The sequence below is a fragment of the Bifidobacterium commune genome, from assembly GCF_900094885.1.
GTDB lineage: Bacteria > Actinomycetota > Actinomycetes > Actinomycetales > Bifidobacteriaceae > Bifidobacterium > Bifidobacterium commune.
The window spans coordinates 174,108-200,665 of the sequence record NZ_FMBL01000002.1; the positions used below are offsets into that span (position 1 = coordinate 174,108).

A 26,558-nucleotide genomic window follows, 5' to 3' on the forward strand; every position below is an offset into this window, starting at 1 on the left:
CTCTGACTACGATAGTAGAACTTCATTGTCGTCAACGACAAAGTGCACCACCCCGCGTGCGTGACGCGCGGCAGCATCATTGACCTTGTTTCTTATACTTGGCTTCGGTTGCCGCCTTGGCGGGCCTCCACCAGTCCTCGTTGTCGGTGTACCACTTGATGGTCTGTTCCAGACCGGATTCGAAGTCAGTGTGCTCAGGCTTCCAGCCCAGCTCAGTCTGCAGCTTAGTGGAGTCGATGGCGTAGCGGCGATCGTGCCCGGGACGGTCCTTCACCCAGTCGAAATCGTCCTCAGCCTTGCCCATCACACGCAAAATATCGCGCAGCACGTTGATGTTGTTGCGTTCGCCATTGGCGCCGATCAGATACGTTTCACCGATGCGGCCCTTGGTCAGAATCGTCCAGACAGCGCTTGAATGATCTTCGGTGTGAATCCAGTCGCGCACGTTCTCGCCGTTGCCGTAAAGCTTGGGACGTTCGCCGTCGAGGATATTTGTAATCTGACGCGGAATGAACTTCTCAACATGCTGGAACGGACCGTAGTTGTTGGAGCAGTTCGAAATCGTGGCACGCACGCCGAAGGTACGATGCCAGGCGCGCACCAAGAGATCGCTCGACGCCTTGGTGGAAGAGTATGGCGAAGACGGATGATACGGGGTCTCTTCGGTAAACTTATTTGGATCGTCGAGTGCGAGATCGCCATAAACCTCGTCGGTGCTGATGTGGTGGTAACGCACGTTGTATTTACGTGCAGCCTCGAGCAAGCGGAAAGTGCCCTCGACGTTCGTCTTGAGGAACGGCTCCGGATCGGCGATCGAGTTGTCGTTGTGCGATTCGGCTGCATAATGCACGATGGCATCATGCCCTGGAACAATTTTGTCAAGTAGTTCTGCATCACAGATGTTGCCATGCACAAACTCAACCTGGTCTTGAGACAGCCCTTTGATGTTCTCAATATTCCCTGCATATGTCAGTGCGTCCAGCACCGTTACGTGCGTCTCCGGATGGTTGTTCGCGACATAATGCACGAAGTTCGATCCGATGAACCCGCATCCACCGGTGACGATGATGTTCTTGGGTATAAATTCTTCTTTAAACATAGTTGGCAGTTTATGATAACTCTTAGCTTTATCAAATACGACAAAACCCAGCTTTTTGATTAATATGTGATATTCAAACTCAGCTCAATCTCAGTCAATTGTCTTTCATCTTTCGGGGTCAGTTTTATTTAGCGTTGAGATAAGACGTTACAATTCCAACAAATTGAAGATGGCACTCACTGAAGGTCTTCTTCCATCAACAACACATCATACCACAAGATACATAACTTCGACCCTCTCATTAATCAGCCTTAAAGATAGATCCTATGTAAGGCATGACTTTGTCATTAGCACATTTCATGAAGAAACACAAGACAAGAATCATAACAATATGTATCAAAAACGAAAATAAAATATCAAATTTACTTAACATCGGAGACTCTACTAATTCAAAACCGTGCAATCACGCGGTTCGAACAAGAAATGGCATGCTGATATTTAGACAACGATTTGGCAACCCTACAGATAGGCCATTTATCAAATTACTGACCCACCATCACCAAAAAAGGAAACAACTTACACCGACACAAGTCACCGCCACATTATCGCGAATGGGCTTAAAATCTGCCACATTCCCAGAAGACCGAAATATGAGGTACTACCCAGCGCGGAACCTTGCGACAGTATTGAACGAAATACATTACATTCAAAACAGGGACTCAAGAAATTGCATGGTCAAAACCTGCTCTGCGGCACACCAAAAATCGGACGTTTATACACCATGGTGGAAATATATAAAACAGCGAAGATACATGCACGGATTCAAAGATGAAATTTAATGCTGTACTGCAAATGACGTAGGAGATGATTATGAATCCAAAAAACGATTGACCCAGTATAATTCGACACTGCTTGTCCTCGATGTTTTAATGCTACTCGTAGCTTGCGCTATCACTCGCCTGAATAATAGCAATAATCCGATTTACACTGCCCGTTAGATACACAACGGAAATACTATAGTAAAATTTATTTTTTTACCTGTGCATGGGTCATCAGCCTGCTGATTCGCGAAGCCTACTCACGACATACCATGAGCGAAGGGGATGAACTTTACAGCAAAATCCTCAAAGCCTCATTGTTTTTCTTTATTATGATTTGCACGCTTGCCTACATTTTGAAGCTTGAAATCCCGCGTTCCATCACCATTCTCATACCCCTCATTACCGGCATGCTCACCTTGTTCGAACGCTGGATTATGCATCACACATTAGATCACAACAGACGAAATGGTGAATTCTTCTACGACATCATACTCATAGGCTCCCCGGAAACGACCCATGCCACATGTCGGCAGTTGCATGAAGATTCCGGAATCGGATACGAACCTATTGCGGTGTGCCCTGTAATGCTCAACGAATCGGACACGTCTTCCTCTCCCAAGAACAACATCCAATGATTGGTTCCTGCCCCATCCATAACCGACAGCAAGGAGAAAGAGGGCTGAAGATACTTCCCGCGAACTCTCATCTTGCGCAGACCACAAAGAACCTTAAGGCGACGGCGGGGTTGACAACCGATGTTCTTTCACGGAGCTCAGAGACGACACGCACACTTCCGTTAGCCGTTGAATCCATAGGAATCGAACTGGCATTGCTACATCGGTCGCTGACCTAGGTGGCCCCTCCTTGCACTTCCGCAACGACCCAAATATGCCGGCGCTGACGGCAAAGTTGCCACAATACACCACTCGAGCGCGGATGTTTAAGCGCGTAATGGACATTGTCCTCTCACTCTTTGCGATCATCGTTCTTGCGATTCCGATGCTGATCATCGTCTTTAAATTCATCATGATGACGACGGGCCCGTATCCTCCTCGCAAGAACGCATCGGCATACTCGATCCACCGTTCACCTTGTATAAAATCAGATCGATGCGCACCGACGCCGAACAATTGAGAAGCCAGCCGGCAAAAGAGAACGGACTTCAAGATGAATTTATTTTCAAGCTGAAGGGTGACCCGAGAATTACCAAATTTGGTAATTTCATCAGGAAACCTCTCTTGATGAGTTGACCCAATTCTTCAATGTTCTCAAGGGAGACATGAGCTTGGTCGATCCTCGTCCGCCACTAGCGTAAGAATTCGCCAAATACAACGCGCTATATTCCTTACAGCTGCTCGTGAAGCTCTGCATCACTGGCCCTTCGCAGGTTTCGGGTCGCAGTGAAATGAGCCAGGAATGATCCGAGTTTGGCGACGTTTCTTACATCCAAAACTGGCCGTTTACCGGCGATATCGCTATTCTGTTCGAGACCGTCCTCGCTGTTTTCCATAGTACTGAGGTGTGACTTTGCTATCGGTATAGCGTTCCTGCTTACGGTGTAGTCTGAGACATAGTAGCGAGGCGTTAATTGATAAGCGCTTTTCTCTTCTGGAAACCATCGGTGAACGCTAAAGATAGCGCGACCATATGATGTCAGTTCGGAAACATTTAATATATAACAAAAAGGAGCAGCGGTAGGATTGCGGTCACAGGCTAAATCGTCGTCTAGATCTGACTTATCCAAAGTACTCACCAAAGAGGAATCATATGTCGACGGTCATTTGAGCCATGCGGCTTTCGTCTCAATCGCCATACTCACATTTATTACATTCATTGGCAACTTCACCCAGCTTCAGCTCAGTGCAGCGTTGCCGACCATTGTTCACGAATTTGGAATCAACGTAACGACCGGTCAATGGCTTACCTCGATTATCCAGTTGGTGCAAGGCGTAATGGTGCCACTCACCGCCTATCTCACCCGTCGTTTCTCCACCAGACAGATCGTTATCACTTCCATGACAATTTTTACGCTAGGCTCCGTGCTGGCATGGTTGGCTCCCAATTTCATTCTTGTACTAGCAGGACGTACGCTTGAGGCGATTGGTTCAGGGGTGATGTGGCCGGTTCTGCAAATCATCGTTTTCTCCGTCTATCCGATGTCAAAGCGTGGAGTGGCCATGGGTACTGTCGGAGTGGCAATGAGTGTCGCCCCGGCTATTGGACCAACGTTCGGCGGATGGCAGACCGATGCCAACGGCTGGCGCTCGATCTTCGTTTCCTTGACCATCGTCGGAGCCCTTGCGCTGATGCTCGCGATATTCTTTATGTACAACTTCAGCCAAAAAGACAAAGGCGCAGAATCGGACTTCTTCTCGGTTTGCCTTTCAGTTATCGGCTTTGGCGGGCTGCTTTTCGGATTCACGAATATCGAGACATACACGTTCCTGAGCCCAGTCGTTCTGCTTCCAATGGTAGTGGGCATCATCGGCATCATCTGGTTTGTCGTTCGTCAGATCAAGGGCGCCAAACGATACAAAGCCGAACTCGATGCTCTCACCAGCTGGTTGAATGACGATGAGGCACTGCGGGAAAAAATCGGAAAGCCCAAGAATGCCACAGAACTGCGTGCAGCTATCAGGCGGTTGCATTCAGAACCGAAATCGGCAGCAAAACTCGAGGAGCACTTTAAGACTTCCGAAGTGCGGGAGCAGATCAAGAAAATCGGCAAACTGCAACCGCCACTGCTGGATCTCACCGTACTGAAAAACAAGAATTTCAGAATCGGCACCATCATAGCCGCAATGAGTTTCTTCGCATTCAGTTCGATTACGGTTATCATCCCCTTGTTCATCCAGAACGATCGAGGATACTCAGCGACAATCTCTGGACTGGTAATGCTTCCGGGCGCACTTGGGCAATGTATCTCGCAATTCGGCGGTGGCAGATTGCTTGACAAGTTCGGATCGCGACCGGTCGCACTAATCGGCTCTGTCACCTTGTTGACAGGCACTTTACTCATGAGTTTCATCAGCATGGACGTTCCAATCTACTGGATATCCATCTGCCAGTTCATTCGACAAATCGGTATGGGTTTCGTGCTTATGCCCATCACCACCTGGTCTCTAAACTGCCTGCGGTCCGAAGATGTTTCGGCAGGCTCCGCAGTTACCAATACCATCCGTCAGATATCGGGCGCCATAGGAGCGCCAGTTTTGGTCATTCTGATGGAGGAATTTGCCAAGATTCGAGAGCACTCGATGGGAAGCGGTCATAACACGGCAATACTTGCAAATGTCTTCGGCATCAGGATGTCACTCATTTTCAGTTCGTTTATCGCATTGGGCATGGTTCTCATCGTGACTTTCGGCGTGCGCGGCCAAGGTGCAGGCTCTGCCCGTGACCTGGCGAACCGCACATTGCGACATGTCCGTGTTCCTTATTTCCATACCCATTCGCATCAATGAACCGTCATTCGAGTTTGCCACTATAACCGCCGGTAATATATCAGCGAGAGATGCCCCATATTCCCCACCAAGGTGTCCATTCGGTTGAAACCGCGGTGGGCATCCAACGTCAAGATGTCAAATCGTTCCGCAAGGGGTGTCCACAAGATAAAACAGCAGTAACCGTTCAATGGTTTGCATCAATGATCAGGAATTTGCTGAGTTGGACAGGTGCGCAACACCGTTGAAATGGCCTGCTTTTCCGTGGTGGTTACAGTCAGTGCGTATTTTTGCTTGACTCCGACTTGGCGGGCGACATAAGCGCAACGATATTGACGACTCGGCGGCAGCCAGTACGCAGCTGAGGCTGACCCTTTTTCCTGATTGGACGGCCCATCGACGGCCAGCAGGTTATAGGTATCGTTACCGTAACGTTGCTTGGTCTGCACATCCCACTGTTTGGCACCAGACTGCCAAGCATTTTCAAGAGCCACCACATGGTCGATTTGCACTGCCGAACTTGTCTGACGACCGCGGATAAAACGAATGGTCTTACCTGTATATGGGTCCTGCAGCATCCCAGACTTAATCTGGCATCGACTTGGGCTTTTGTATGCCACCTCTGTCAAATCACGTTTGAGAATGTCGTCGCGTACGGTGCACCCGTTTCCGTCTTCGTCGATGGTGTTGTAACTGAATGACTTCCTGTCATACCCCTGCTTGCTGGGATGGTCATCGACTGGTAGCGCCGCCAATACTTGCGCCACAGGTCCTGTGGCGATATATTGGCCAGTCACTTGTGCCAGAGGCGTACTGATCTTCGGCAGCAGAAGACCTGTGCCAATACCAATGCACACCGCTGCAACCAGCAGGATCAGAAATCTGGTCAGCAGACTGTCAGGATTGACCCGCCTGCGCCGAAAATGAGCCGCGTTTCTCCTCCGAAACAAACCGCGGAACAATACCGAGTCAAAACAATCCTTGCTTGCAACCGACTTTATGGCATTCCGCATCTTCATAATTTCCGCCTTCCTTCCTCTTCATCCTTTGGCATTATGCACGTTCAACGACTCAGATGCTGCCGTATCGGATAAGAAATACAGGAAAGGAAGAGCACAATCAACAATAAATCGACGTTTTTGTCAAAAATCAAGATTTCTTGATCTTGACCTACCTAAGTATCTACTAAGCATGGAAACTTCAGTAACGCCGATCATCAAGTCGATCAGCCGAACACCGACAAGTTGTTCGTCGGCCTCTAAAGATACCGGGAACAGCCGTTGTTCCCTAAAAACAGTTTAAAAATGAAAGTTGCCCGGCACGTCGCGTGACGTGTCGGGCAACCTGCTCAATCAACTACACTCAGACAAGCGGAGCGAGATCCAGCGGAACGCCGGGACCCATCGTCGAAGTGAGCGTCGCCTTGGAGACGTAGCGGCCCTTCACAGTGGAAGGACGCAGACGCTTGATCTCTTCAGCGACAGCCTGGAAGTTCTCTTCCAGAGCCTTCTGATCGAAAGACTTCTTACCGATGATGAACGACAGATTGCCGTTCTTGTCGACGCGGAACTCGATTTTGCCACCCTTGATATCCGATACAGCCTTGGCCACATCCATGGTCACGGTTCCCGTCTTGGGGTTCGGCATGAGGCCACGAGGACCGAGCACGCGGCCAAGACGGCCGACCTTGCCCATCATGTCGGGTGTCGCCACCACTGCGTCAAAGTCAAGGAAACCACCAGCGACCTTGGTCACCAGCTCGTCGTCGCCGACAAAGTCAGCGCCGGCTTCGGTAGCTTCGGTGGCCTTGGGGCCGCGTGCGAACACGAGGACCTTGGCGGTCTTGCCGGTACCGTTAGGCAGGTTGACCACACCACGAACCAGCTGATCTGCCTTACGGGGATCAACATTCAGGCAATACGTGGCCTCGATGGTCTCATCGAAACCACGCTCCGGCATGCTCTTGAGCAGAGCGATGCCCTCTGAAGCGGTGTACAGATTGCTGCCGTCGACTTTCTCAGCGGCTTCACGATATTTCTTGGAATGCTTGTTAGCCATCTGTCTTTCCCCCTCAGCCTTCGACCGTAATGCCCATTGAGCGAGCGGTGCCCGCAATAATCTTCATTCCGGCTTCGACATCGCGAGCGGAAAGATCGGCCATCTTGGTCTCAGCGATCTCGCGAACCTGAGCCGAGGTGACGGAACCGACCTTGTGGGTCAGCGGATTGTCGGTGCCCTTCTTGATGCCAGCGGCCTTCAGCAAAAGTGCTGCTGCCGGTGGGGTCTTAAGGATGAAATCGAAGGAACGATCTTCGTAGACGGAGATCTCAACAGGAATGACCTGTCCCATCTTGTCCTTGGTGGCATCGTTGTAGGCCTTGCAGAAGTCCATGATATTGACGCCGTGCGAACCGAGTGCAGGACCGAGCGGCGGCGCAGGGTTGGCCTTGCCGGCCTCAATCTGCAGCTTGATCAGCGAAGTGACCTTTTTTCCAGCCATGAATATGGCTCCTTTTCATTGTCCGTGCGGTACAGACGGTCGCCTTCAACTCCTTGCGATACACCGCAGGCCATTCAATCCATTGCAGTCTTGCAACACGCAAGGAACAAGAGCCCCAACAGCACGTCGATCTACCTTGGGCATATCAACGAAACTCCGGCATATCAGGAATTGCAGGTCTCCTCCCGCAACCGATATTGCTGTGCTGTGCTAGCGGGTCTCCCCTCCAGACACAAGCCTTCTTATTATCCCAAGCAAGCACGACAAACAAGCACACTTCGCAGACAGCTATGTTTAACACGAATGTTGCCGCAAGTCTTACGACCCGCGGCAACATGTAAGCAATCGATAAGCTGGAATCAGACGATTTTCTCGACCTGATCAAAGCCCAACTCAACCGGTGTATCTCGTCCGAAGATGGAGACCAGCACGGTAAGTTTCTGGGTTGTCGGCTCGACGTCTGAAACCGAACCGGCCATCGTAGCGAATGGTCCGTCGATAACGGAAACCTGATCGCCGACCTTATAGGAAACCTCGATGGTGCGCTTCTTGGCAGCCGCCGGCTTATCTCCGGCATCCTTCAACGCCTGCGCAGCAATCATCGGAGCCATCATCTCGACGACTTCTTTGCGGGTCAGCGGTGCAGGATCCTTGCTGGGGCCAACGAAACCTGTGACACCTTCGGTCTCACGCACGATACGACGCGCGTTCTCGTCCGGCCACATACGAATGAGTACATATCCAGGCACGCGTACGCGGGTGACAACCTTCTTGCCCTTGTCGGTATGCTTCTCAACCTCTTCCATCGGAACTTCGATCTGGAAGATCTGATCTTCAAGTCCATAGCTCTGAACACGAGATTCAACGTTCGTCTTCACGCGCTTTTCGTAGCCGGAGTATGTGTGCAGCACATACCACTTGCCATCGAGCCCGCGTAGGCTCTTGGAGAATTCCTTGACGGCCTTCGCACCCGCATCATCGGCCTCAGCCTCGGCATTGTCGGAAGCATCAGCAGCGGCATCGGCAGTGTCGTCGACGCCCGATGATGCATCCATCTGGGATTCATCATCGGAAAGGGCACTCTCGGAATCGCCGGTCACTTCGCTGGCTTCCGCCTCGGATTCCACACCGGAGGCAACATTTTCTGCTACAAGATCCACGTTCAAATCAACGCTTGTATTCTGTTCATTTTCCGGTGTGTCCGGCAACGAATCCAAACCTTCAAGATTTACTTCATTATCCATGCTGTCAGTCACCTTTAAAAATTGTCTATACTCAGCCGAAGATCCACAGAGTCAGTTTGCCGAGGCCGAAATCCATGGACGTAACGATAACCATCAACAGCAATACGAAAACAAGCACAGCCACAGACCAACCGAGCAGTCCTTTGGCAGTCGGGGTGACAACCTTGCGCAACTCGTCGATGACCTGCTTGATGAACAAGCCGATGCGCATGAAGATGTTCGGCTTCTCATTCTTTTCAGGCTTGTTTGCCTTCGCCATATCCGTCCTCCGTTTGGCTTGTCATTACTTGGCAGGGAAGGCGGGACTCGAACCCACAACCTACGGTTTTGGAGACCGTTGCGCTACCAATTGCGCCACTTCCCTAGGTGAACTCTGTCAACAGTACTCGAAGCACGGGACCATCTGACATAAATCGCCAAAAAAACAGTGTAATATCAAAATCTATTCACGTCCACTCCTCGTGTCGCGCGGTTGACAGACAGCGTAAAGCGGTTGCATCACAAATCCGCACGGTCATCGAGTCGCCAACAGACAGTAAATCGGTCACATATCACCGATGAAGTTCCTCAAAGTCGAGCGGAAATCACGATGATTCGATAGACATCTGGTAAAACTCAAGGAACGGAACCCGCGGAATCGAGCGTACTCAGCCAACCCACTGCTTGAATCGACGCATACCCTCAGCAAGATCCTCATCAGCAAGCGCGTAGGAGAACCGGAGGAATCCGGGAGCATCGAACGCTTCGCCGGGAACGGCGGCGACATGAGCTTGGTCAAGCAGCAGTGCGGCCAGTTCCGAGGAGCTCTTGGCCACAGCGCCGCTGACCGAAATCGGGTGATTGAGCAAACCGCTCACGTCGGCAAAAGCGTAGAACGCGCCTTTCGGGGTGCGGCAGGTAACACCGTCGATGGCGTTCAATCCGGCGACGATGGCCTTGCGGCGCTTATCGAACGCCTCGCGCATCGCCGCAACAGCATCGAGAGAACCCGCCACTGCGGCGAGTGCCGCCTGTTGGGAGACATCGGCCACGTTGGAAGTCATGTGACCTTGGAGTTTGGCGGCGGCCTTGGCCACCGGAATAGTTCCGACAAGCCAGCCGACTCGCCAACCGGTCATAGCGTATGTCTTGGCCACACCGTTGAGAGCGATGAGCTGGTCACGAATCTCTGGAACCAGAGCGCCGACATATGCGGTTTTTTCGCCGTCGTAAGTTAGGTGCTCGTAGATTTCGTCGCTAAGGACCCAGATCTGGTGTTCCAAGGCCCACTGGCCGATGGCACGTACTGTCCCTTCCCCCCAGACAGCCCCGGTGGGGTTGGAAGGTGTGTTAATCATGATGGCTTTCGTGCGCGGGGTGCGGACGGCTTCAAGAGCCTCGACGCTGGGTTCGAAACCTTGGTCCGCATCGCCGAAAACCTTGATGGGGCTGCCGCCGGCAAGCTTGACGGCCTCCGGGTAGGTCGTCCAGTACGGGGCGGGGATGATGACTTCATCACCGGGATTGATCAGAACCTGCAAAGCCTCATAAACAGCCTGCTTGCCGCCGTTGGTGACAACGACTTGATCCGGCGAAATCTCATATCCTGAATCACGTAGCGTCTTTTCCGCGATGGCCTCACGAAGCGCGGGCAGGCCGGCAGTGGGCGTGTAGCGGTGGTTCTTCGGGTCGTGGCAAGCTGCGGCTGCAGCGTCAACAATGTAATCGGGAGTAGGAAAATCAGGTTCACCGGCACCGAAACCGATGATGTCGATGCCTGAAGACTTCATCGCCTTTGCTTTCGAGTCCACGGCCAGTGTGGCGCTTGGTGCCACGGAAGCCACACGATCACTCAACGTCTGCCACTCCGCCATTTCAATCTCCCGCATTTCTCGGCGTGCATTACCACTATCAAGACTAGACCGCGGTAACGAACTGACGCAGTTGGCGCGCATGTAGCGAAATCGGGCGGGTCAGAGCAGTACGAGATTGTCGCGGTGAACCAGTGGATGAGCGTATTCCTCACCCAGCAAACGCTTAAGTTGAGTAGTGTCGTGGCCAAGAGTGTTCGGCATCTCTTCGGAGTCGAAACTCGAGAGACCTTTGGCGATGTGGTTGCCTTCCTCGTCGTCGATCCAGACGGGGTCGCCGGCGGAAAAGTCACCACGCACTTCGACTACTCCCGCAGCCAGCAAGCTTGCTTTGCCACCAAGAACCGCTTCGGCCGCACCCTTGTCGGCAATCAGCGTGCCGCGGGGGCCTGCAGCGAAACCGATCCACAGGCGGCGAGCGGAATCGCGGCGGGGAGCTGGGGCGAAAGCGGTGCCTGTGGAAGCCCCTTCGAAAACGACGGCAATGTTGTCGGCACTCGTCAGCACAACTGGAATGCCGGAACTCACGGCGATACGCGCGGCCTCAAGTTTGGTGACCATACCGCCGCTACCCACACCGGAGACGGTGCCGCCGACCGAAATATGGTCGATTACCCAATCAATATCCGAGACGAAACCGACACGTTTAGCTCCCGATTTGAAAGGAGGCGCGGTGTACAGACCATCGATGTCCGTGAGCAGAACAAGTGCATCGGCGCGCACCAGATTCGCGACCAACGTGGAAAGCCGGTCGTTGTCACCGAAACGAATCTCGTTGGTGGCCAGTGCGTCGTTTTCGTTGACGATCGGAACCACGCCCAGATCAAGCAGACGTTGCAAGGTACGTTGCGCGTTGCGGTAACGAGAGGCGTGCATCGTGTCGTCGGCGGTGAGCAGAATCTGCCCCACACGCACACCATGCCTGGCAAAACCAGTCTCGTAATGCTGCATGAGAACGCCTTGGCCCACGGAGGCGGTGGCCTGCTGAGTCGACACATCTGTGGGCCGCGCGTCAAAACCGAGCGGGCCAAAACCTGCTGCTATGGCACCGGAAGAGACCAGAACCATACGGACCCCGCGCTTGGCAGCCTCCGCCAGCACCTCGACCAGCGCACCGACCTTGTCGACATCCAGATGGCCAGAAGGCGTGGTCAACGAACTTGAGCCAACCTTGACTACGACGGTATGCGCGCTCGCCACGCAACTGCGCACCTCATGCTCCGTCTGCATCTGTCGTTCTGTCATTTCAGCCATGCCTTGTCATATTTTTGGGATGAAAATCGATTTTAAGCGGGCGAGCCGGGCCCATGGGCCGGGCGTGACCGAACCGTGTTGGACCGCTCACGTCACACTTAAGCCGGGACTAGCGATCGCCGTCGCGCTCGTCCGGCTCGTGTCCGCCCAGAATCGCCTGCTCGTCGTGACGATCGTCGTCGATGGTCGGATCGGCCCAGTGACCAACTGAACGTTCCTGGCGCATCGCCTCACGCACGGCGGTCTTGGCGTCCATCATCTCGTGGTACTGACGACGACGTTCGGCATTGGTTCGACGACGGGAACGCTTTTCGTTGCCCTCGGTCAGACGCAAATCCTCGCCTCGAGTACCCAACTGAGCACCGTCAAGCATCTCGGCCCCTGCCGCAATGGTCGGGTCCCAATCGAAAGCGACCTCGTTCTGCCCAACTCCAATGCGAACCTCGTCGCCCGGCTTGGCACCCTTGCGGCGCAGCTCGTCCTCGACGCCAAGAGCGGCCAGACGGTCGGCAAGATAGCCCACGGCCTCGTCGTTGTCGAAGTTGGTCTGGCGCACCCAACGTTCAGGCTTGACGCCGGTGACGGTGAACCACACGTCATCGCCCTCGCCGGTTCCGCGCTCGACCTGGAAATCGCCGGCCGAACCACGCTCATCGTCCGAACGGCGGCGCTTGCGTGCCGGCTGCTCGAGCGGCTTGATGACCACGCGGGCCTCTTCTCGCTCAGCTTCCTCTTCGGCCAGCTTGGCGCGCAGCTCCGTAACCATCCTGCCCAGGGCGAACCCTAGTTCCTTAAGTCCCTCGTGCGAAGCGGTGGAGATGATAAAGGTTTTCAAACCCATCTTTTGGAACTCCGGACGCACGAATTCCGCCAACTCCTTGGCCTCGGGCACGTCGGCCTTGTTAAGAATGATGATGCGCGGACGCTCGGGAATCGGAATGACGCCAATCGGCAGCTTGAGCTGTGCGGCATATTTCGCCAGTTCGTCTTCCAGTGCGTGATAGTCGGAAATCGGATCGCGGCCCGGCTCCAACGTCGCGCAATCGATGACATGGGCGATGATCTCAGTGCGTTCGATATGGCGCAGAAACTCGAGCCCGAGACCCTTGCCGTCGGAAGCACCGGGGATCAGACCGGGCACATCGGCGACGGTGTAGCGATATTCCTCAAGGCTGACCACGCCGAGGTTCGGCACCAACGTGGTAAACGGGTAATCGGCGATTTTGGGTTTGGCTGAACTCATGGCCGCAATCAGGCTGGACTTGCCCGCGGACGGGAAGCCCACCAACGCCACATCCGCAATGGACTTGAGTTCAAGAATGACATCGTGCTCTTCGCCCGGCTCACCAAGCAGAGCGAATCCCGGTGCACGGCGGGTCTTGTTGGCCAAAGCCGCGTTGCCAAGACCACCCATGCCTCCGGCCGCCGCGACATATCTATCGCCCGCATGGCGCAAGTCGGCCAGCTCACGACCGGGATGCTTGCTCTGGCCCTGCGGTCCCTTCGCCTCAAAAATCATGGTTCCCGGCGGAACGGGCAGGATCACATCGCCACCCTTGGAACCATCCTTCGTGTCACCAAGGCCCATCGTGCCACTTTCGGCCTTGCGATGCGGAACGAAGCGATAATCCAGCAGATTGTTGGCCCTGGTATCGGCCACAAAGATGACCGATCCACCATCTCCACCATTGCCGCCATTGGGCCCGGCCAACGGCTTATATTTCTCGCGCTTGACGCCAGCGGAGCCGTTGCCGCCGTCCCCACCCTGAACGTGGACGGTCACTCTATCTACAAAGTCTGTCATAATTCCTTACTTTACTATGGTCCTCAATCTTCCCATACACTCTGTAATTCAAACCCGCATTATCGTCGCTTGGCGAAACCCGACTACGCGGCAGAACCCACACCGACCAGCCGATCGCACAGGCCTGCGCTACGAGAGGTCCGGGTGAATGGAATCGTCCATCTCGCCGGATTAGCAGGAAAAAACATGTTCTACTTTGATCGAGCTCTTACCGATTTCACTGGGCGGGGCTTACCGGGTTCGAAACCAGCAAACTCACCAGCATGCGCCGAATGTTCAAATATTGCTTCCGCCTGAACAACGCCGATCTCAACATCTGGAATAGTTTTAACATCGGCGACATGCGAGAAATGTTTGAGGATTGCCGAGCACTTCATTGAACTCGTTGGAAATGAACACCCGAGCTGCATCCGCCAACGACGATATGTTCAGAATGCTGGTCGGAACCCATGCTAAGGAGCTGCAACTCGGCCGCAACATCTACCTGGCCCGAACCGACACCGACAGCCTGGGCTTCACCAAACAGTGGAATGTCGGCAACCCCTTCGACAGAAGCGCACACTATGACTGGTGGGTGGAGGTGCCGCCGCCGGATCACACATACGAATACCCGATTTGCGGGCGCGAACCTCACTCAGCTCCTGACTCAATCCCAAGGCCTCTATATTGTTCCGTTTCTCTCAGTGCCGTCGACTACAACAACGGCGACACCGTCAGCTGAGCCGCAAGAAACGAAAACCACAAAGCCACCATCATCGCTCACCGTCGCCACCCACTTGCGCGAACGGCAATACAAGGCATGCCACCGGGCAAACAGGTTGCTCGGCGCATATCTCTGGACGGTGATTTGAGCGGCGGGCGCCAATCTGAATAGTCTGAGATGAACCCACGATGAAAAACAGTTAGACGTCCGATGAGACATTACCGGGAGCACAAAAGAGCTGTCTGCCGACTGTTCGGCAGTCGGCAGACAGCTTTCGTCGAAATTAATTTATTCGTCCAACAATTGCCGAACTAGTAGCGTAGAACTTTATAACTAAATGAAGGAGTTGGCGTATTAGTGTGGCCAGCTGAATCAACTAAACTTCCCGCCCGATTCATATGCCCCAAACCCCGAACCGGACGGGATCACACAGCCGGACGGTCGCACATAACAAACACCCAAAGCACCCATGTGCGGACGCTCGGCACTACACTCCCAGATCAACAGCGTGGGGCAACGACGCCACAGCTAGCAATCAATCGCGGTAAACGGTGCTTGTCACCAGCAACAAGGGGTTCTTGCAGATTGTACCCCATACAGTTCCTTTAAATTACACATTGTAGAACAATCCCCACTTCCATTATCTGAGTCGATACGGATCTTGTTAAGTCCGGTTTGGGAAATACGTTCCTCCCCCAATCTGAGCCCTGGGCAGAGCCGGAGGACATTGCACAGACAGGTTCCCCGCCTGCGAGATGAAGCCCCTGCAGCTTTTAACGCACCACTCGCAGCATCATCTTCACTCTGACGACCTCAGGAAACATCCACATACAAGAAGAGACCGCACCCTGGTGGGTGTGGCCTCTTGCTTAGAAGATATCAGGCTCGATTGCTCACTCGGAGACGACGTCGACAACCTTGCGGTCGCGGCGAACGTCGAACTTCACGTTGCCATCGGTAAGCGCGAACAAGGTGTGATCCTTGCCAGTGCCGACGTTCTGGCCGGCGTGAAACTTGGTGCCACGCTGACGAACGAGAATGTTGCCGGCGACGACAGCCTCGCCACCGAACTTCTTCACACCGAGGTATTGCGCGTTTGAATCGCGACCGTTGCGGGAAGCGGATGCGCCCTTCTTATGTGCCATTGTCTGTTCCTTTCAGTCCTTGATTACCGCAGCAAAATCAGGCGATGGCCGTGATCTTGACGACGGAAAGCGGCTGACGATGACCCTTGCGACGGGCGACACCAGTCTTGTTCTTGAACTTCTGAATATTAATCTTGGGACCCTTGGCCTCATCGTCAACGACCTCAGCCTTGACGGATACCTTGGCAAGGTCCTTGGCGGCGAGCATTACTTTGGCGCCGTCAACGACGAGCGCGACCGGGAATTCCACGGTTTCGCCCTTCTTCGCATTGAGACGGTTGACCAGGATGACGTCACCGACCTCGACCTTTTCCTGATGGCCACCGGCCTTCACAATCGCGTACATATCTCGTTCCTTGCTATCTCGAAAGCTAAACTGCCCGACGCGTCCTACTTACTTCCACGGCCAGACACCGGTCTTTTAGCCTACACCTACCCACGTACTAGCGTCAACTATCGTAGCGGCATGTCAGTACGTGGGACAGGTACGGAGTGTTATATTCCCGGCTTGGCCCAAAACATCACCAGCGAAACTGGAAATGCGCTCCGTTCTCAGTCCTTGTCGGGCGCCGAAGTATCTCGATCGGAGCTGTTCAGATGGGATGCGGTATCTGACTCAACGTCCGAATCTGCATCGCTCTCGTCGGTCGCGGCCGCTGCAGCGGCCGCGATTTGCGCGAGTTTCGCCTTCACCGCCGGACTTGAGCCTTTTGGCGCCTGTACCTCGGAAGCACTGCCGCGTCCATGCTTGTTGGTTTGCACAAACGGGTCGCCCCCTTTCATGGCGTACGGGTCAGCCGTATCGACGGAGATGGTGGGTTCATTGTGGAGGATGAAGCCGCGGCCCTTGCAAGTCGGGCACTCCTCGGAGAACGCCTCCACCAAGCCCTGGCCGATGCGCTTGCGGGTCATTTGCACCAGACCCAGCGACGTGACCTCGGCCACCTGGTGCTTGGTGCGATCGCGCGCGAGGCACTCAACCAGACGACGCAGCACCAAGTCACGGTTCGCGGGCATCACCATGTCGACGTAATCGATCATGATCATGCCGCCGATGTCACGCAGACGAAGCTGGCGCGCGATCTCTTCGCTCGCCTCAAGGTTGCACCGCGTAACGGTCTCCTCAAGTGACTTGCCCTTACCGATGAACCGTCCTGTATTGACGTCAATGGTGGTCATGGCTTCGGTGCGGTCGATAACGATCGAGCCTCCGCTGGGCAGATAGACCTGACGCTCCATGCCCTTGCGCAGCTGCGAATCGATCTGCCAGCGATCGAACACATCCTTGCCCTCATGTTCCTCGGGATCCCAGCGTTCAAGCCGGTCCTTGAGATCCGGGGCCATGGTGTCGAGATATTCCTCAATCCGGTCGTAAACCTTGTTGCCTTCGACGATGAGCTTGGAGAAGTCATCGTTAAAGATATCGCGCACCACGCGGATGGCGACGTCCGGTTCGCCCTGCAGGAGCTTGGCACGCTTGCCGTTGCGGTAAAGATTGAGTTTCTCCTCAATCTTGTCCCACTGGCGCTTCAGGTTCTCGAGATCCTTCTCCAAGGCCTCTTCACTGGCACCTTCGGCCGCGGTGCGGATAATCACACCCATTCCCTTCGGGGCGATTCTTGAGATGATGGACTTGAGCCGGCCACGTTCATGCTCGGGCAGTTTGCGGCTGACGCCGGTCATGCCGCCCGAAGGCACAAGAACGAGGAAACGGCCCGCAAGCGTGATCTGCGAAGTGAGGCGAGCACCCTTGTGTCCGATCGGATCCTTGGTGACCTGTACCAGAACGGGATCGCCGGCCTTGAACGCGTGTTCCATGCGCCTGGGCTGACCTTCGAGACGCGTGGTGTCCCAGTTGACCTCGCCTGCGTATAGCACGCCGTTGCGGGGCTGGCCGATGTCCACGAACGCGGCTTCCATGCTGGGCAGCACGTTCTGTACACGACCGATGTAGATGTTGCCGACTGTGGCGACTTCCTGGATGTCGGAGACGTAATGTTCAACAAGGACGTTATCTTCGATGACGGAAATCTGGGTGTGCGGGCCGCGCTCACGGACCACCATAAGGCGGTCGACGTTTTCGCGGCGGGCAAGAAAGTCCTGCTCGATCAGCTGGTTCTGGCGGCTGCGTTCGCGACGGTTGTCACGTCGGCGCTGCTTCTTGGCCTCAAGGCGGGTGGAACCCTCGATATCGGTGATTTCATCGATGTACTGCTGCTTGCGCGAACGACGCGAGGAAGAGACGCGCAGGTTATCACTCTCGCTTTCCTCGCCCTTGGAACCGCGGCGACGGCGACGGCGACGAGTCAGCGGCTGGTCTTCGCTGTCCTCTTCACTCTCGCGCCTACGGCGTGTGCGACTGCGACGATCATCGTCGTCATCCTGCTCATCGGCATCAAAAGCAGCGCGCCCGGACCGGGAATTTCCGCGGTTGCCACGGCCCGAACGCTCGCTGCCCCGGCTTCGACGCGTGCGCGAACCGGACTGCTCGGCCTCAACGTCGTCGATTGGACGATAAATGATGTCGTCGTCCTCGAGATCTTCCTCAATCAGCTCGATCTCGTCGGCTGCATGACGCTCCTCGGCGTTGAGCCTACGGCGTCGGCGGGTGCGGCGTTCGCTGCGAGTGACGGCCTCTTCGTCGTAAATATCGTCAATATCGTCGTCATCGTCCACACGGGGCAGACGGTCGACCACGCGGGAGATGTTCTCGCCCTCGTTGCGGTAGTCACGATCATTCGACGTCCTGCGCTTTGATGAAGACCTTCCTGCGCGGGACTCGCGTTCCTCATTCTGCTCCGGAGCATCGTCGGCGACACGGCGCGACTGGCTTGCACGAGAGGAGCGACGCGTCATTTTGCGCCCGCCATCCTCGTCCTCGTCCTCGTCCTTGGTCTTGCGTGAAGTTGCGGGCTCATAATCGTCGCCCTCACCGGGAAGCACCGGCTCGCGAAACAGCAAGGATGTCATCGGACGGGATGAGTGTTGCGCGTCATGGTTTGACGACTCATGCGACTCATGGGTCTGTGCATAGCCATCGTGATCCTTGACGGTTTCGCTGGCGGACTGTTCACGAACTTCAACAGCGAAATCCACCTCGGACGACTTGCTGCGCGACCGCGCGCGCCCACCGGAACGGCGTGTGCGACCGGATGCGATCGGCTGTTCCTCGGCCTCATCGGCGGTACGCCGCTTCGAACTGCGCTTTCGTGTTGCGGGCTCCTCGCTCGCATCTTCGTTTTCCTGAACGCGGCTGCGCGTGCGCGTCCTTCGTGTGGTCTTCGCGGTCGATTTCTTAGACGCATCGGCTGTTTCAGATGCGGTTTCACGGCTTCTTGAAGTCTTCCTCGCCTTTGGAGCATCCTCAGGCTGTACCCCTATCGGTTTCTCCCCATTGGCGGAAGCCTTCGCGGTTTCCTGTTCCTCGACTTTCAGCGCAACAGTGACACCGGCCGCTCCTGCGCCGCGAACCACACGGCGACGCACTGCGCGACGACGGGGTGCGGAAGTACCGTCCGCGGAAGAAGTCGGAGAAGACGAACTGGTTTCGTTTTGTTTGGCGTCGTCGGTGTGTTCGACCCCGCCTCGGGTTGTTCTGGGCACAAAAGCTCCTTGACGACATGCTGCAATCATGTCGATTTATCCGGCCACCTACAGCTCTGGCGCCACGCTCTCACCGTGAACACGCTACGATTGCGCTTGTAGACGGCAATCTAAAAGTCATCACGTTCAGACAGCGGACACCGTCACTCGCTGATTGACACGCGAGGGGATCGACGCCGTCGGAATTCGGTAACTTGCAGTATTACCTTTACCATTATACGTCCATATTGGCAACCAAAGAGACGAATGCCATCCCCTACCGCACGAAACGGAGGAAAACAGGTGAATTTCTGCCGACTTTTACCCGGTCAGCCGTTATGGAATGCGATCGGGCATATGCGTCGCTAGTGTAGCCACTCTTCCAAAATGTCGGCAAGCAAGATGATCTGGCTTTCGGGAATCTGCTCGTCGGCCTTATGCGCCAAAAGCGGCGAACCGGCTCCGAGGTTGACGGCGGGGACGCCGATGGCCGAGAAACGGGCCACATCGGTCCATCCGAGCTTGGCCTGCGGTGCCAGCCCGGTCTTACGTTGGACCAGTTCAGCCAAAGAAACCGCAAGAGGAGCATCCATGCCGGGACGCGCCGACGGGGACTCGTCCTTCATCTCGATGGAGAACCCTTCAAACATGCCGCCGGTGGCCTCATGCTCGCCGGCGCCCAGTTCCGCGCCCGTATCGGCTCCCATCATCACTGCCTTGGCAGCGGGCAGATCCTTGTCCGGAGCGAAGCGGTAATTGACATGGACTCGACATTCATCGGGGATGACGTTGGTGCCCTTGCCTCCTGAAATGAGCGTGGCATTGACGCCTTCGCGGTAGGTCAGGCCGTCCACTTCGATATCTTCGGGCTCATAGGTGGCAAGACGGTTGAGGATTCGCGCGGCTTTGTGAATTGCGTTCTGCCCCATCCAGGCACGAGCGGAATGGGCAGCGACGCCGTGGGTGACGACATCGAAGCGTATGGTGCCGTTGCAGCCGCCCTCTATGCCGCAATCGGTTGGCTCTCCGATGATGGCGAAATCACCCTGAATCCAATCTGGATGCACCTGGGCCACTTTGCCGAGACCATTCTTTTCCGCCGCCACCTCTTCGTGGTCATAGAACACGTAGGTGAGGTCGTACTTCGGCTCCTTCATCGTAGCCGCAAGATAGAGCATCACCGCGTCGCTGGCCTTCATATCAGTGGCTCCACGTCCGAGCATGACGCGCTCGCCAGGATTGGCTTTCTCCACGTCTTCACGAATGCGTTCATCGCCCGGTTCGAGCCAGACCGGCGGGAAATTGTCGATAACCGGAACGGTGTCGATGTGCCCGGCCAGCACCACCCGTTGCACACGGCCGAGGGAGGTGGACGCAACCACCGTATCGCCCATGCGGTGAACCGTCAGGTGCGGCTGATCGCGCAGCAACGCCTCGATCTCGTCGGCGAGCGCCGTTTCATCATCGGAAACCGAATATACGTTCATCAACGCTTCGAACAGCCCGTTGAGCGCGGCCTCGCGTGTGACCGACTGCTTTATCGTCAAACTCATGGTCTCATCCTATCGAACCCGTGCCCATATTCCGGCTTCCATTTTATTAGCGATGTCTTGATTGGGCGCCCCGCCCACGTTTTTTGCCTCTTCACTTCCTTGCCGTTACGTTCCCATCCCGCCGTATATACATTCGTTGATTCAACGGAGGAACCATGATGCCCAATAATACCGGTTGTAAATGTAGCGCTGTGAGATAGGACTTCACAAACGGCGAAAAAACGAGCATCATGGTATGTGTTACGAGATTCGTCGACTTGTGCGAGGAGTGGATCGTGGGCTTGCTCAGTGCGATGCAGGGATTTGTGGTCATCGCCATCATCATCGGCACCGGCTATGCTACGGCACGGCTAAATATCGGCGGACCAAGCGCGCAAATGGTGCTTAACCGTTATGCATTCTTCGTCACAAATCCGTTCCTGATGTTCGCGATTCTTTCCAAAGAGCCGATTGCGAACATCTTCAACCAGTCAATTGTTGTTGCCTTCTTTTCGGCTGTGGCCACCGGCGCGCTGTTTTTGCTGCTCAACAGATTGTTCTTCCATATGGGGCCCGCGGATGCGACGGTTGGCACACTCAATTCGCTGTATCTGAACTCCAACAACATCGGCCTGCCAATCGCCACATACATTTTGGGCAATCCCACGCTGGTGGCCCCCATCCTCGTCATGCAGCAGGCGATTTTCGCACCGATCGCGCTTACCGTGCTGGACTATGCGGCCACGGGCAAGATTTCGTTCAAACGAGCGCTGGGGCAACTTCTTCGACAGCCGTTACTAATCGGTTCATTGGGTGGGATTCTGGTTTCCGTCATCAGTGCACGGACTGGCTTCTACCCGATTCCGAAGTTCATCTACGATCCGATCTACATGATCGGGCAGGCGGCGGTGCCAATGATTCTGATGGCATTCGGCATGTCGCTGCACGGCACACGGCCGATGGAAAACAAAAGCTCGCGCCCGGCCGTCATTGCCGTTACGGTGCTGAAAAACGTGGTGATGCCGTTGATCGCGTTCCTCATCGCGTTCTTCATCATGGAATTCCGCGGCAAGGTGCTTTATGCCTGCGTTGTGCTGGCGGCGCTGCCTGCTGGGCAGAATGTATACAACTTCGCGGCGCGATACAACGTCGGAACCACATTCGCACGTGACGGGGTGCTGATTTCCACAATTACCAGTCCATCCGTCATCGCCCTCATCGCCGCGCTGCTGGACTGATAGTGTTGCCGGGGCGACACGGTTGTCACTGGATCTTCCGACGAATGTGCTGAATGAGGCAAGCATGTTGGCCCGAAGTCGATAAACCGAACTGAGCGGACAGAAAACACTGAACCGAAGTTGCAGCTACTGGCTGCGTTTCTCCTGTGCAAGGTGGTTGAGACGGGCGATGAAATTGGGCCAATCGGCATGCATTGCGGTGAGCAGTTTGCGCTTGGGCACTTCATCGACCGGAACCCATTCGATCGCCATGCTTTCATCGTCGTTGGCATGCGGGTCGACACTGCGGCCCGGGCGTTCGAAAGCGAAAACAGTCGTATAGGCCCAAGGTCCGTGTTCCTCACGATACGTGCCGACCACCTCGATGTCCTCGGGGGTGATGTTGGCCTCCTCATAACTTTCGCGCAACGCGCCTTCGATAGGGCTTTCACCGTCGGCGAGCGCCCCACCGGGAATTCCCCACGTGCCGCCTTCCGCACTCCACAGGGCACGATGCTGCATAACGATGTGAGTGACTTCGCCGGTCTCTTCGCTGCGTCGGGCGAGCAGAACACCGGCGGCCCCGTTCATCCCCCAATGTCGGCGACCGCAGGCGCACTGCACCCAACCATCGCCGGGCTGGTGAACGTTGTCTTTCGGAGGAATCACCGAGGTGGCTTGCTGCCCGGCAGTGACCGCATCGGCAGCTGTGCTGTTTGTGGCACCATCGGATTGCCTTGCCAGATTGGCCGACGCAACTTTGCCAAGTCCGGCATTCCACAAGTCCGCCCAATCGACACCCATGCTCTTGACCATGCGACGCAGCAGCGGCAGACTCAGGCCGAGCACACCGCTCGGATCACCGTCAATCCCGTCGATGAACGCCCCGCCGAGACCTTCCAGCGTAAAGCATCCTGCCACTTCCAGAGGCTCGCCCGAAGCGACGTATCCCTCGATGTCACGATCGGAATAGTCCCCGAAACGCACTATGGCATGGCTTGAGGCAAGTTCCTGCCGACCGGTGGCGAAATCGATCAGGCAATGGCCGGTCCACAGCTCACCCGATTTGCCGTGCATCGCACTCAACCGTTCCCGCGCGACTTCGGGCGTGTGTGGCTTGCCCAGCGATTCGCCCTCGAAAAGGAACATGGAATCACAGCCTACGATCAACGGGCCGACCGCGGCATCGGTAAAACCGGGCTGTCGGGCTTCAGCGAGTGTCATCGATTCGGTTTCCGTCGGGACACTGACACCTGAAAAGTCACGGGTCAGGGTCGTTGCGTCGCCGTTGGCAGCTTCAACGTTCTGGCTGCCTGCGGAAACGGTATCAGCTAGCCCAACTTCCTCGGCACGCAAGGGATAAGCGATAACCTGCTCACCATCGGCGTTTCTGGCGGTTTCGGCAACCTGACAGTAGGCCTCATACACGCTTGCGGCTTTGGCCCTGGCGAGGATCATCACGCGTTGCTCGCATGTCAAATCATCGATGGATACCCCGCGAGCCTTAGCTTCGAAGGCAAGGACAGCCGGTTCATCGACGTGGGAGACATGGATGGTCGGGCTGATGCCAGCGGCGTTGAGCACATTACGTCGCGAAGGCGACTTGGAGGCGAGAATCAGCGAAATCGACATATCACTCCAAACGTATGGGACCTGCAAACAGTCCTTTTATGCTGTCATCTAATCGGTTACTTCGATCTGTACGCCTTGCATACTGATCGGCAGATGCAGAACACGCCAGTGTCCGCTCGAAAGCTGGGATGACGCGATCTTGTCAATCTGCGATGCCGCGTCGCCGTAATGAAGCACAATCACGCACGGCCCAGCTCCGGACACCGCTGCTGCGAACCCTTGAGACCTCAACGTTTCGATAAGATCCCAAGCGGGAGACATCAGGCTTTTGCGATAAGGCTGGTGCACTTTGTCTTGCGTGGCCGAAAACAGAAGTCTGTTCGCACGCGAGGACCGGGAAACGTTGTGTCGGTCGTCTCGCTGGTCTCTCCCAAACAGGCAAACCGGACCGGAAGCGTTGTGTTGGTCGTTGGTTGCGCCGGTACTCTGTTCTTCAAGATCATCGTCGGACAGTTGACTGTGCACCCCCAGACGGCTTTCACCGCATGTCGGGTTCATTGCGGCCGGGAGCAACGCCACACGTGAAATGTTGAATATCGCATCGCCATATGGCAGCTTTCCCGGCAGTGCTTCGCGGGCCTTTTCCGTGGAAAGCTCGAAATCCGGAATGAAAACAGCGGCGGTGATCGCGCACGAGACCGGATAGTTGACGGTATCGAACCCGGCACGAAGCGATTGCGGTCCAGAAACAGCCGCAGTACCGGCATCTGTCGAAGTCTCGGAATTCCATGAAACCGTCAGGCCCCCATAGACGGCAGGAGCCACGTTGTCGGGATGCCCTTCAATGGCCGCAGCCATTTGAAAAACGGTGTCACGGTTGAAATCGGCAGAGCCATACGCGAATACATAGGCTGCTGCGATGGCGGCCACGATGGCCTCGGCGGACGAACCCATCCCCCGTGCCTGTGGAATGTTGTTGTAAGCCTCAAGCATGAAGCCGAAACGTTGCAATCCGAATGCTTCGCACGCCCGACGGAATGTGGAGACGACCAGATGTTTCTCATCACGCGGCAGGGTTTCCTCCCCCTCACCGTGGATGATGACCGTGGCGTCGGTGTCGGGAGAAACGCCTGCGGACGCCTGACTGCTCTGATCATCTTGGAAACCACCATCCTGCGAACCGTCACGCCGATTCCCGACGCCTTGCCGATCGACGGCATCGCCCTCATTGAGGGTAAACACAAGCTCGTCGCGATAATCCAGCGCCAGGCCGACGGTATCGAAACCCGATCCGAGGTTGGCGCTCGTGGCCGGCACCCTCACTTTGACTTGCCGAACTTTCGGCAACATTCCCGCCATAATCGTCTCCTTACATCTCACGGAGAATCGAAGGCTTGCCTATGACGAAATCGAACTTGCACACTTGGTCGACGGTTTCACGCAAGGTGATTTCGCTGCACTGATGCGTCACGACGCGCAGGGTCTGCAGCTCACCCGAATACCCTGGATTGTGCGGCGTTGGTTTCAGATCCTGGTTAATGCCGTTGATAGAAACTCCGTGGTCAGCGAACGTCTTGGAAATCGCGGCAAGGATACCCGGGCGGTCGCAGACGCAGAAACGTACGGCGAACGCGGCATGGGAACTGCTCAGCGGGGCCTTGGGCAAGTGGCCGTACACTGAAATCTGCTGGCCGGTGCTGCCTTGAACGATGTGGCGCGCGACGGTGACGATATCGCCCATCACGGCCGAAGCTGTGGGGGCTCCTCCTGCACCGCGGCCATAAAGCATCAGGTCGTCGGCCGCCTGCGCGTGGACGAATGCTGCGTTGAAGCTGCCATGGACGCTGGCCAGCGGGTGATCGTTGGGAATCAGTGCAGGATAGACCCGAGCGGAAACCCCGTTTTCGGCATTGGCCACCACTGCCAACAGTTTGATGACCTTGCCTTCGGCGGTCGCCAGCGCGATGTCGTCGGCAGTGATGAGGGTGATGCCTTCCATTGCAACATCATCGATGCTCACCGGGGTGTGGAACGCGAGCGAGGCGACGATGGCGGCCTTGTTCGCCGCATCCTCGCCCTCGACGTCACCGGTCGGGTCGGCCTCGGCGTATCCCTTGTCCTGCGCGTCCTTCAAAGCAACTTCGAAATCGAGACCCTTGGTGGTCATCTCGTCAAGAATGTAGTTGGTGGTGCCGTTCAAGATGCCAAGGACGCTGGTCACCTTGTCGCCGGCCAACGATTCGCGTAACGGACGAATAAGGGGAATTGCGCCGCCGACAGCAGCTTCGAAGTAGATATCAACGCCGTTTTCCTCGGCGGTGCGATATATTTCCGGACCGTATTTCGCCAGAAGCGCCTTGTTGGCGGTGACCACGGAAGCGCCGCTGTTCAGGGCATTCAGAACCAACGTGCGGGCGGGCTCAAGGCCTCCGATGAGTTCGACCACGATATCGCTGTGCGTGGCGACGTACTCGGTATCGGTGGTGAGCAGGGATGTGTCAATCCAAGAAGCACTCACGTTTTCAGGATGACGGCAGGCAATTTTGGAGATTTCGACCGGCCGACCTATGCGTTGCTCGAGCTCATCGCGCTGTTCGGTCAGAAGCCTCGCGACTTCGGAACCGACGGTACCCGCACCAAGCAGGCCCAGCCGAATCGGGTTCCGGTTACTGTCACCACCGCCGCTGAGGCCGCTCGTTTCGTTGCCGATCTGCCCTGCCTGCCGTTGTGACAAACCTTCGATCTGGCCCATGCCACTCTCCCGTCTTATCCGCTGATACCGCACCATTTGGCTGGTTCATCAATCCTAGAAAACGAATCCGACACCGCCCAAAAGTCCGCTCGCCGCAAAC

21 protein-coding genes, 1 tRNA gene and 2 pseudogenes are annotated in these 26,558 nt (G+C 55.6%); 6 read left to right on the plus strand and 18 right to left on the minus strand.

Annotated elements, in window-relative coordinates:
* Positions 1 to 76 precede the first annotated feature (76 nt).
* The gene (rfbB, locus tag GA0061077_RS04590) at positions 77 to 1,099 is read right to left on the minus strand and encodes a dTDP-glucose 4,6-dehydratase (protein WP_091847777.1); all 1,023 of its coding nucleotides are present in this window, start codon (positions 1,097 to 1,099) and stop codon (positions 77 to 79) included.
* Between the two features lie 1,030 nt (positions 1,100 to 2,129).
* Here rfbB and GA0061077_RS04595 point away from each other — a divergent pair.
* Both GA0061077_RS04595 and GA0061077_RS07060 read left to right on the plus strand, forming a co-directional pair.
* Positions 2,130 to 2,495, plus strand: a complete 366-nt coding sequence (locus GA0061077_RS04595) for a hypothetical protein (RefSeq protein ID WP_091847778.1) — start codon at positions 2,130 to 2,132, stop codon at positions 2,493 to 2,495.
* A gap of 384 nt (positions 2,496 to 2,879) precedes the next feature.
* Positions 2,880 to 3,175: pseudogene (locus GA0061077_RS07060) on the plus strand (sugar transferase).
* A gap of 30 nt (positions 3,176 to 3,205) precedes the next feature.
* Here GA0061077_RS07060 and GA0061077_RS07065 read toward each other — a convergent pair.
* Entirely contained in the window at positions 3,206 to 3,370 is a 165-nt protein-coding gene (locus GA0061077_RS07065; protein WP_234696511.1) for a hypothetical protein, read from the minus strand.
* Between the two features lie 190 nt (positions 3,371 to 3,560).
* On the opposite strand from GA0061077_RS07065, the gene GA0061077_RS04610 reads away from it, so the two are divergent.
* Positions 3,561 to 5,324 (plus strand): MDR family MFS transporter, encoded by a 1,764-nt coding sequence (locus GA0061077_RS04610; RefSeq protein WP_091847780.1) that lies wholly within the window; start codon positions 3,561 to 3,563, stop codon positions 5,322 to 5,324.
* A gap of 179 nt (positions 5,325 to 5,503) precedes the next feature.
* Here GA0061077_RS04610 and GA0061077_RS04615 read toward each other — a convergent pair whose 3' ends face one another.
* The 9 genes from GA0061077_RS04615 to obgE all read right to left on the minus strand — a co-directional run bounded on the left by GA0061077_RS04615 (position 5,504) and on the right by obgE (position 13,955).
* The gene (locus GA0061077_RS04615) at positions 5,504 to 6,322 is read right to left on the minus strand and encodes an HNH endonuclease family protein (RefSeq protein WP_375773991.1); all 819 of its coding nucleotides are present in this window, start codon (positions 6,320 to 6,322) and stop codon (positions 5,504 to 5,506) included.
* Positions 6,323 to 6,665: 343 nt separating this feature from the next.
* Positions 6,666 to 7,361 carry a 50S ribosomal protein L1 gene (rplA, locus tag GA0061077_RS04620; protein WP_091847781.1) on the minus strand — a complete coding sequence of 232 codons (696 nt, stop codon included), beginning with the start codon at positions 7,359 to 7,361 and terminating at the stop codon, positions 6,666 to 6,668.
* Between the two features lie 13 nt (positions 7,362 to 7,374).
* Entirely contained in the window at positions 7,375 to 7,803 is a 429-nt protein-coding gene (rplK, locus tag GA0061077_RS04625) for a 50S ribosomal protein L11 (RefSeq protein WP_091847782.1), read from the minus strand.
* Between the two features lie 359 nt (positions 7,804 to 8,162).
* Positions 8,163 to 9,047, minus strand: coding sequence for a transcription termination/antitermination protein NusG (gene nusG / locus GA0061077_RS04630; RefSeq protein WP_091847783.1), 885 nt, complete (start codon positions 9,045 to 9,047; stop codon positions 8,163 to 8,165).
* 31 nt (positions 9,048 to 9,078) lie between these two features.
* Positions 9,079 to 9,306: a preprotein translocase subunit SecE gene (gene secE, locus GA0061077_RS04635; RefSeq protein WP_091847784.1), complete on the minus strand. Its 228-nt coding sequence runs from the start codon at positions 9,304 to 9,306 to the stop codon at positions 9,079 to 9,081.
* Between the two features lie 29 nt (positions 9,307 to 9,335).
* Positions 9,336 to 9,411, minus strand: a tRNA-Trp gene (locus GA0061077_RS04640).
* A 283-nt stretch (positions 9,412 to 9,694) separates the two neighbouring features.
* Complete coding sequence (locus GA0061077_RS04645) at positions 9,695 to 10,900, minus strand: pyridoxal phosphate-dependent aminotransferase (protein WP_091847930.1); 1,206 nt, start codon at positions 10,898 to 10,900, stop codon at positions 9,695 to 9,697.
* Between the two features lie 99 nt (positions 10,901 to 10,999).
* On the minus strand, positions 11,000 to 12,142 hold the full coding sequence (gene proB / locus GA0061077_RS04650; protein WP_234696530.1) for a glutamate 5-kinase: 1,143 nt from the start codon (positions 12,140 to 12,142) through the stop codon (positions 11,000 to 11,002).
* 118 nt (positions 12,143 to 12,260) lie between these two features.
* The gene (obgE, locus tag GA0061077_RS04655; protein WP_091847785.1) at positions 12,261 to 13,955 is read right to left on the minus strand and encodes a GTPase ObgE; all 1,695 of its coding nucleotides are present in this window, start codon (positions 13,953 to 13,955) and stop codon (positions 12,261 to 12,263) included.
* Between the two features lie 242 nt (positions 13,956 to 14,197).
* Here obgE and GA0061077_RS07245 point away from each other — a divergent pair.
* Positions 14,198 to 14,335: pseudogene (locus tag GA0061077_RS07245) on the plus strand (BspA family leucine-rich repeat surface protein); the annotation flags it as partial.
* A gap of 11 nt (positions 14,336 to 14,346) precedes the next feature.
* Positions 14,347 to 14,676 (plus strand): hypothetical protein, encoded by a 330-nt coding sequence (locus GA0061077_RS04665; RefSeq protein ID WP_091847787.1) that lies wholly within the window; start codon positions 14,347 to 14,349, stop codon positions 14,674 to 14,676.
* A gap of 875 nt (positions 14,677 to 15,551) precedes the next feature.
* Here GA0061077_RS04665 and rpmA read toward each other — a convergent pair.
* The 4 genes from rpmA to dapE all read right to left on the minus strand — a co-directional run bounded on the left by rpmA (position 15,552) and on the right by dapE (position 20,938).
* Complete coding sequence (gene rpmA / locus GA0061077_RS04670; RefSeq protein ID WP_091847788.1) at positions 15,552 to 15,803, minus strand: 50S ribosomal protein L27; 252 nt, start codon at positions 15,801 to 15,803, stop codon at positions 15,552 to 15,554.
* 37 nt (positions 15,804 to 15,840) lie between these two features.
* On the minus strand, positions 15,841 to 16,149 hold the full coding sequence (gene rplU, locus GA0061077_RS04675) for a 50S ribosomal protein L21 (RefSeq protein WP_091847789.1): 309 nt from the start codon (positions 16,147 to 16,149) through the stop codon (positions 15,841 to 15,843).
* A gap of 206 nt (positions 16,150 to 16,355) precedes the next feature.
* Complete coding sequence (locus GA0061077_RS04680; RefSeq protein ID WP_234696531.1) at positions 16,356 to 19,289, minus strand: Rne/Rng family ribonuclease; 2,934 nt, start codon at positions 19,287 to 19,289, stop codon at positions 16,356 to 16,358.
* Positions 19,290 to 19,750: 461 nt separating this feature from the next.
* Positions 19,751 to 20,938, minus strand: a complete 1,188-nt coding sequence (dapE, locus tag GA0061077_RS04685) for a succinyl-diaminopimelate desuccinylase (protein ID WP_091847791.1) — start codon at positions 20,936 to 20,938, stop codon at positions 19,751 to 19,753.
* A 272-nt stretch (positions 20,939 to 21,210) separates the two neighbouring features.
* On the opposite strand from dapE, the gene GA0061077_RS04690 reads away from it, so the two are divergent.
* Positions 21,211 to 22,155: an AEC family transporter gene (locus GA0061077_RS04690; protein WP_183193267.1), complete on the plus strand. Its 945-nt coding sequence runs from the start codon at positions 21,211 to 21,213 to the stop codon at positions 22,153 to 22,155.
* Positions 22,156 to 22,281: 126 nt separating this feature from the next.
* Here GA0061077_RS04690 and GA0061077_RS04695 read toward each other — a convergent pair whose 3' ends face one another.
* From GA0061077_RS04695 to GA0061077_RS04705, 3 genes are read right to left on the minus strand one after another with little or no spacing between them, the layout of a single operon-like run.
* Positions 22,282 to 23,766: a Maf family protein gene (locus tag GA0061077_RS04695; protein WP_091847792.1), complete on the minus strand. Its 1,485-nt coding sequence runs from the start codon at positions 23,764 to 23,766 to the stop codon at positions 22,282 to 22,284.
* Between the two features lie 48 nt (positions 23,767 to 23,814).
* Entirely contained in the window at positions 23,815 to 25,056 is a 1,242-nt protein-coding gene (locus GA0061077_RS04700) for a homoserine kinase (RefSeq protein WP_091847933.1), read from the minus strand.
* Positions 25,057 to 25,075: 19 nt separating this feature from the next.
* Positions 25,076 to 26,416: a homoserine dehydrogenase gene (locus tag GA0061077_RS04705; protein ID WP_234696532.1), complete on the minus strand. Its 1,341-nt coding sequence runs from the start codon at positions 26,414 to 26,416 to the stop codon at positions 25,076 to 25,078.
* Positions 26,417 to 26,558 lie beyond the last annotated feature (142 nt).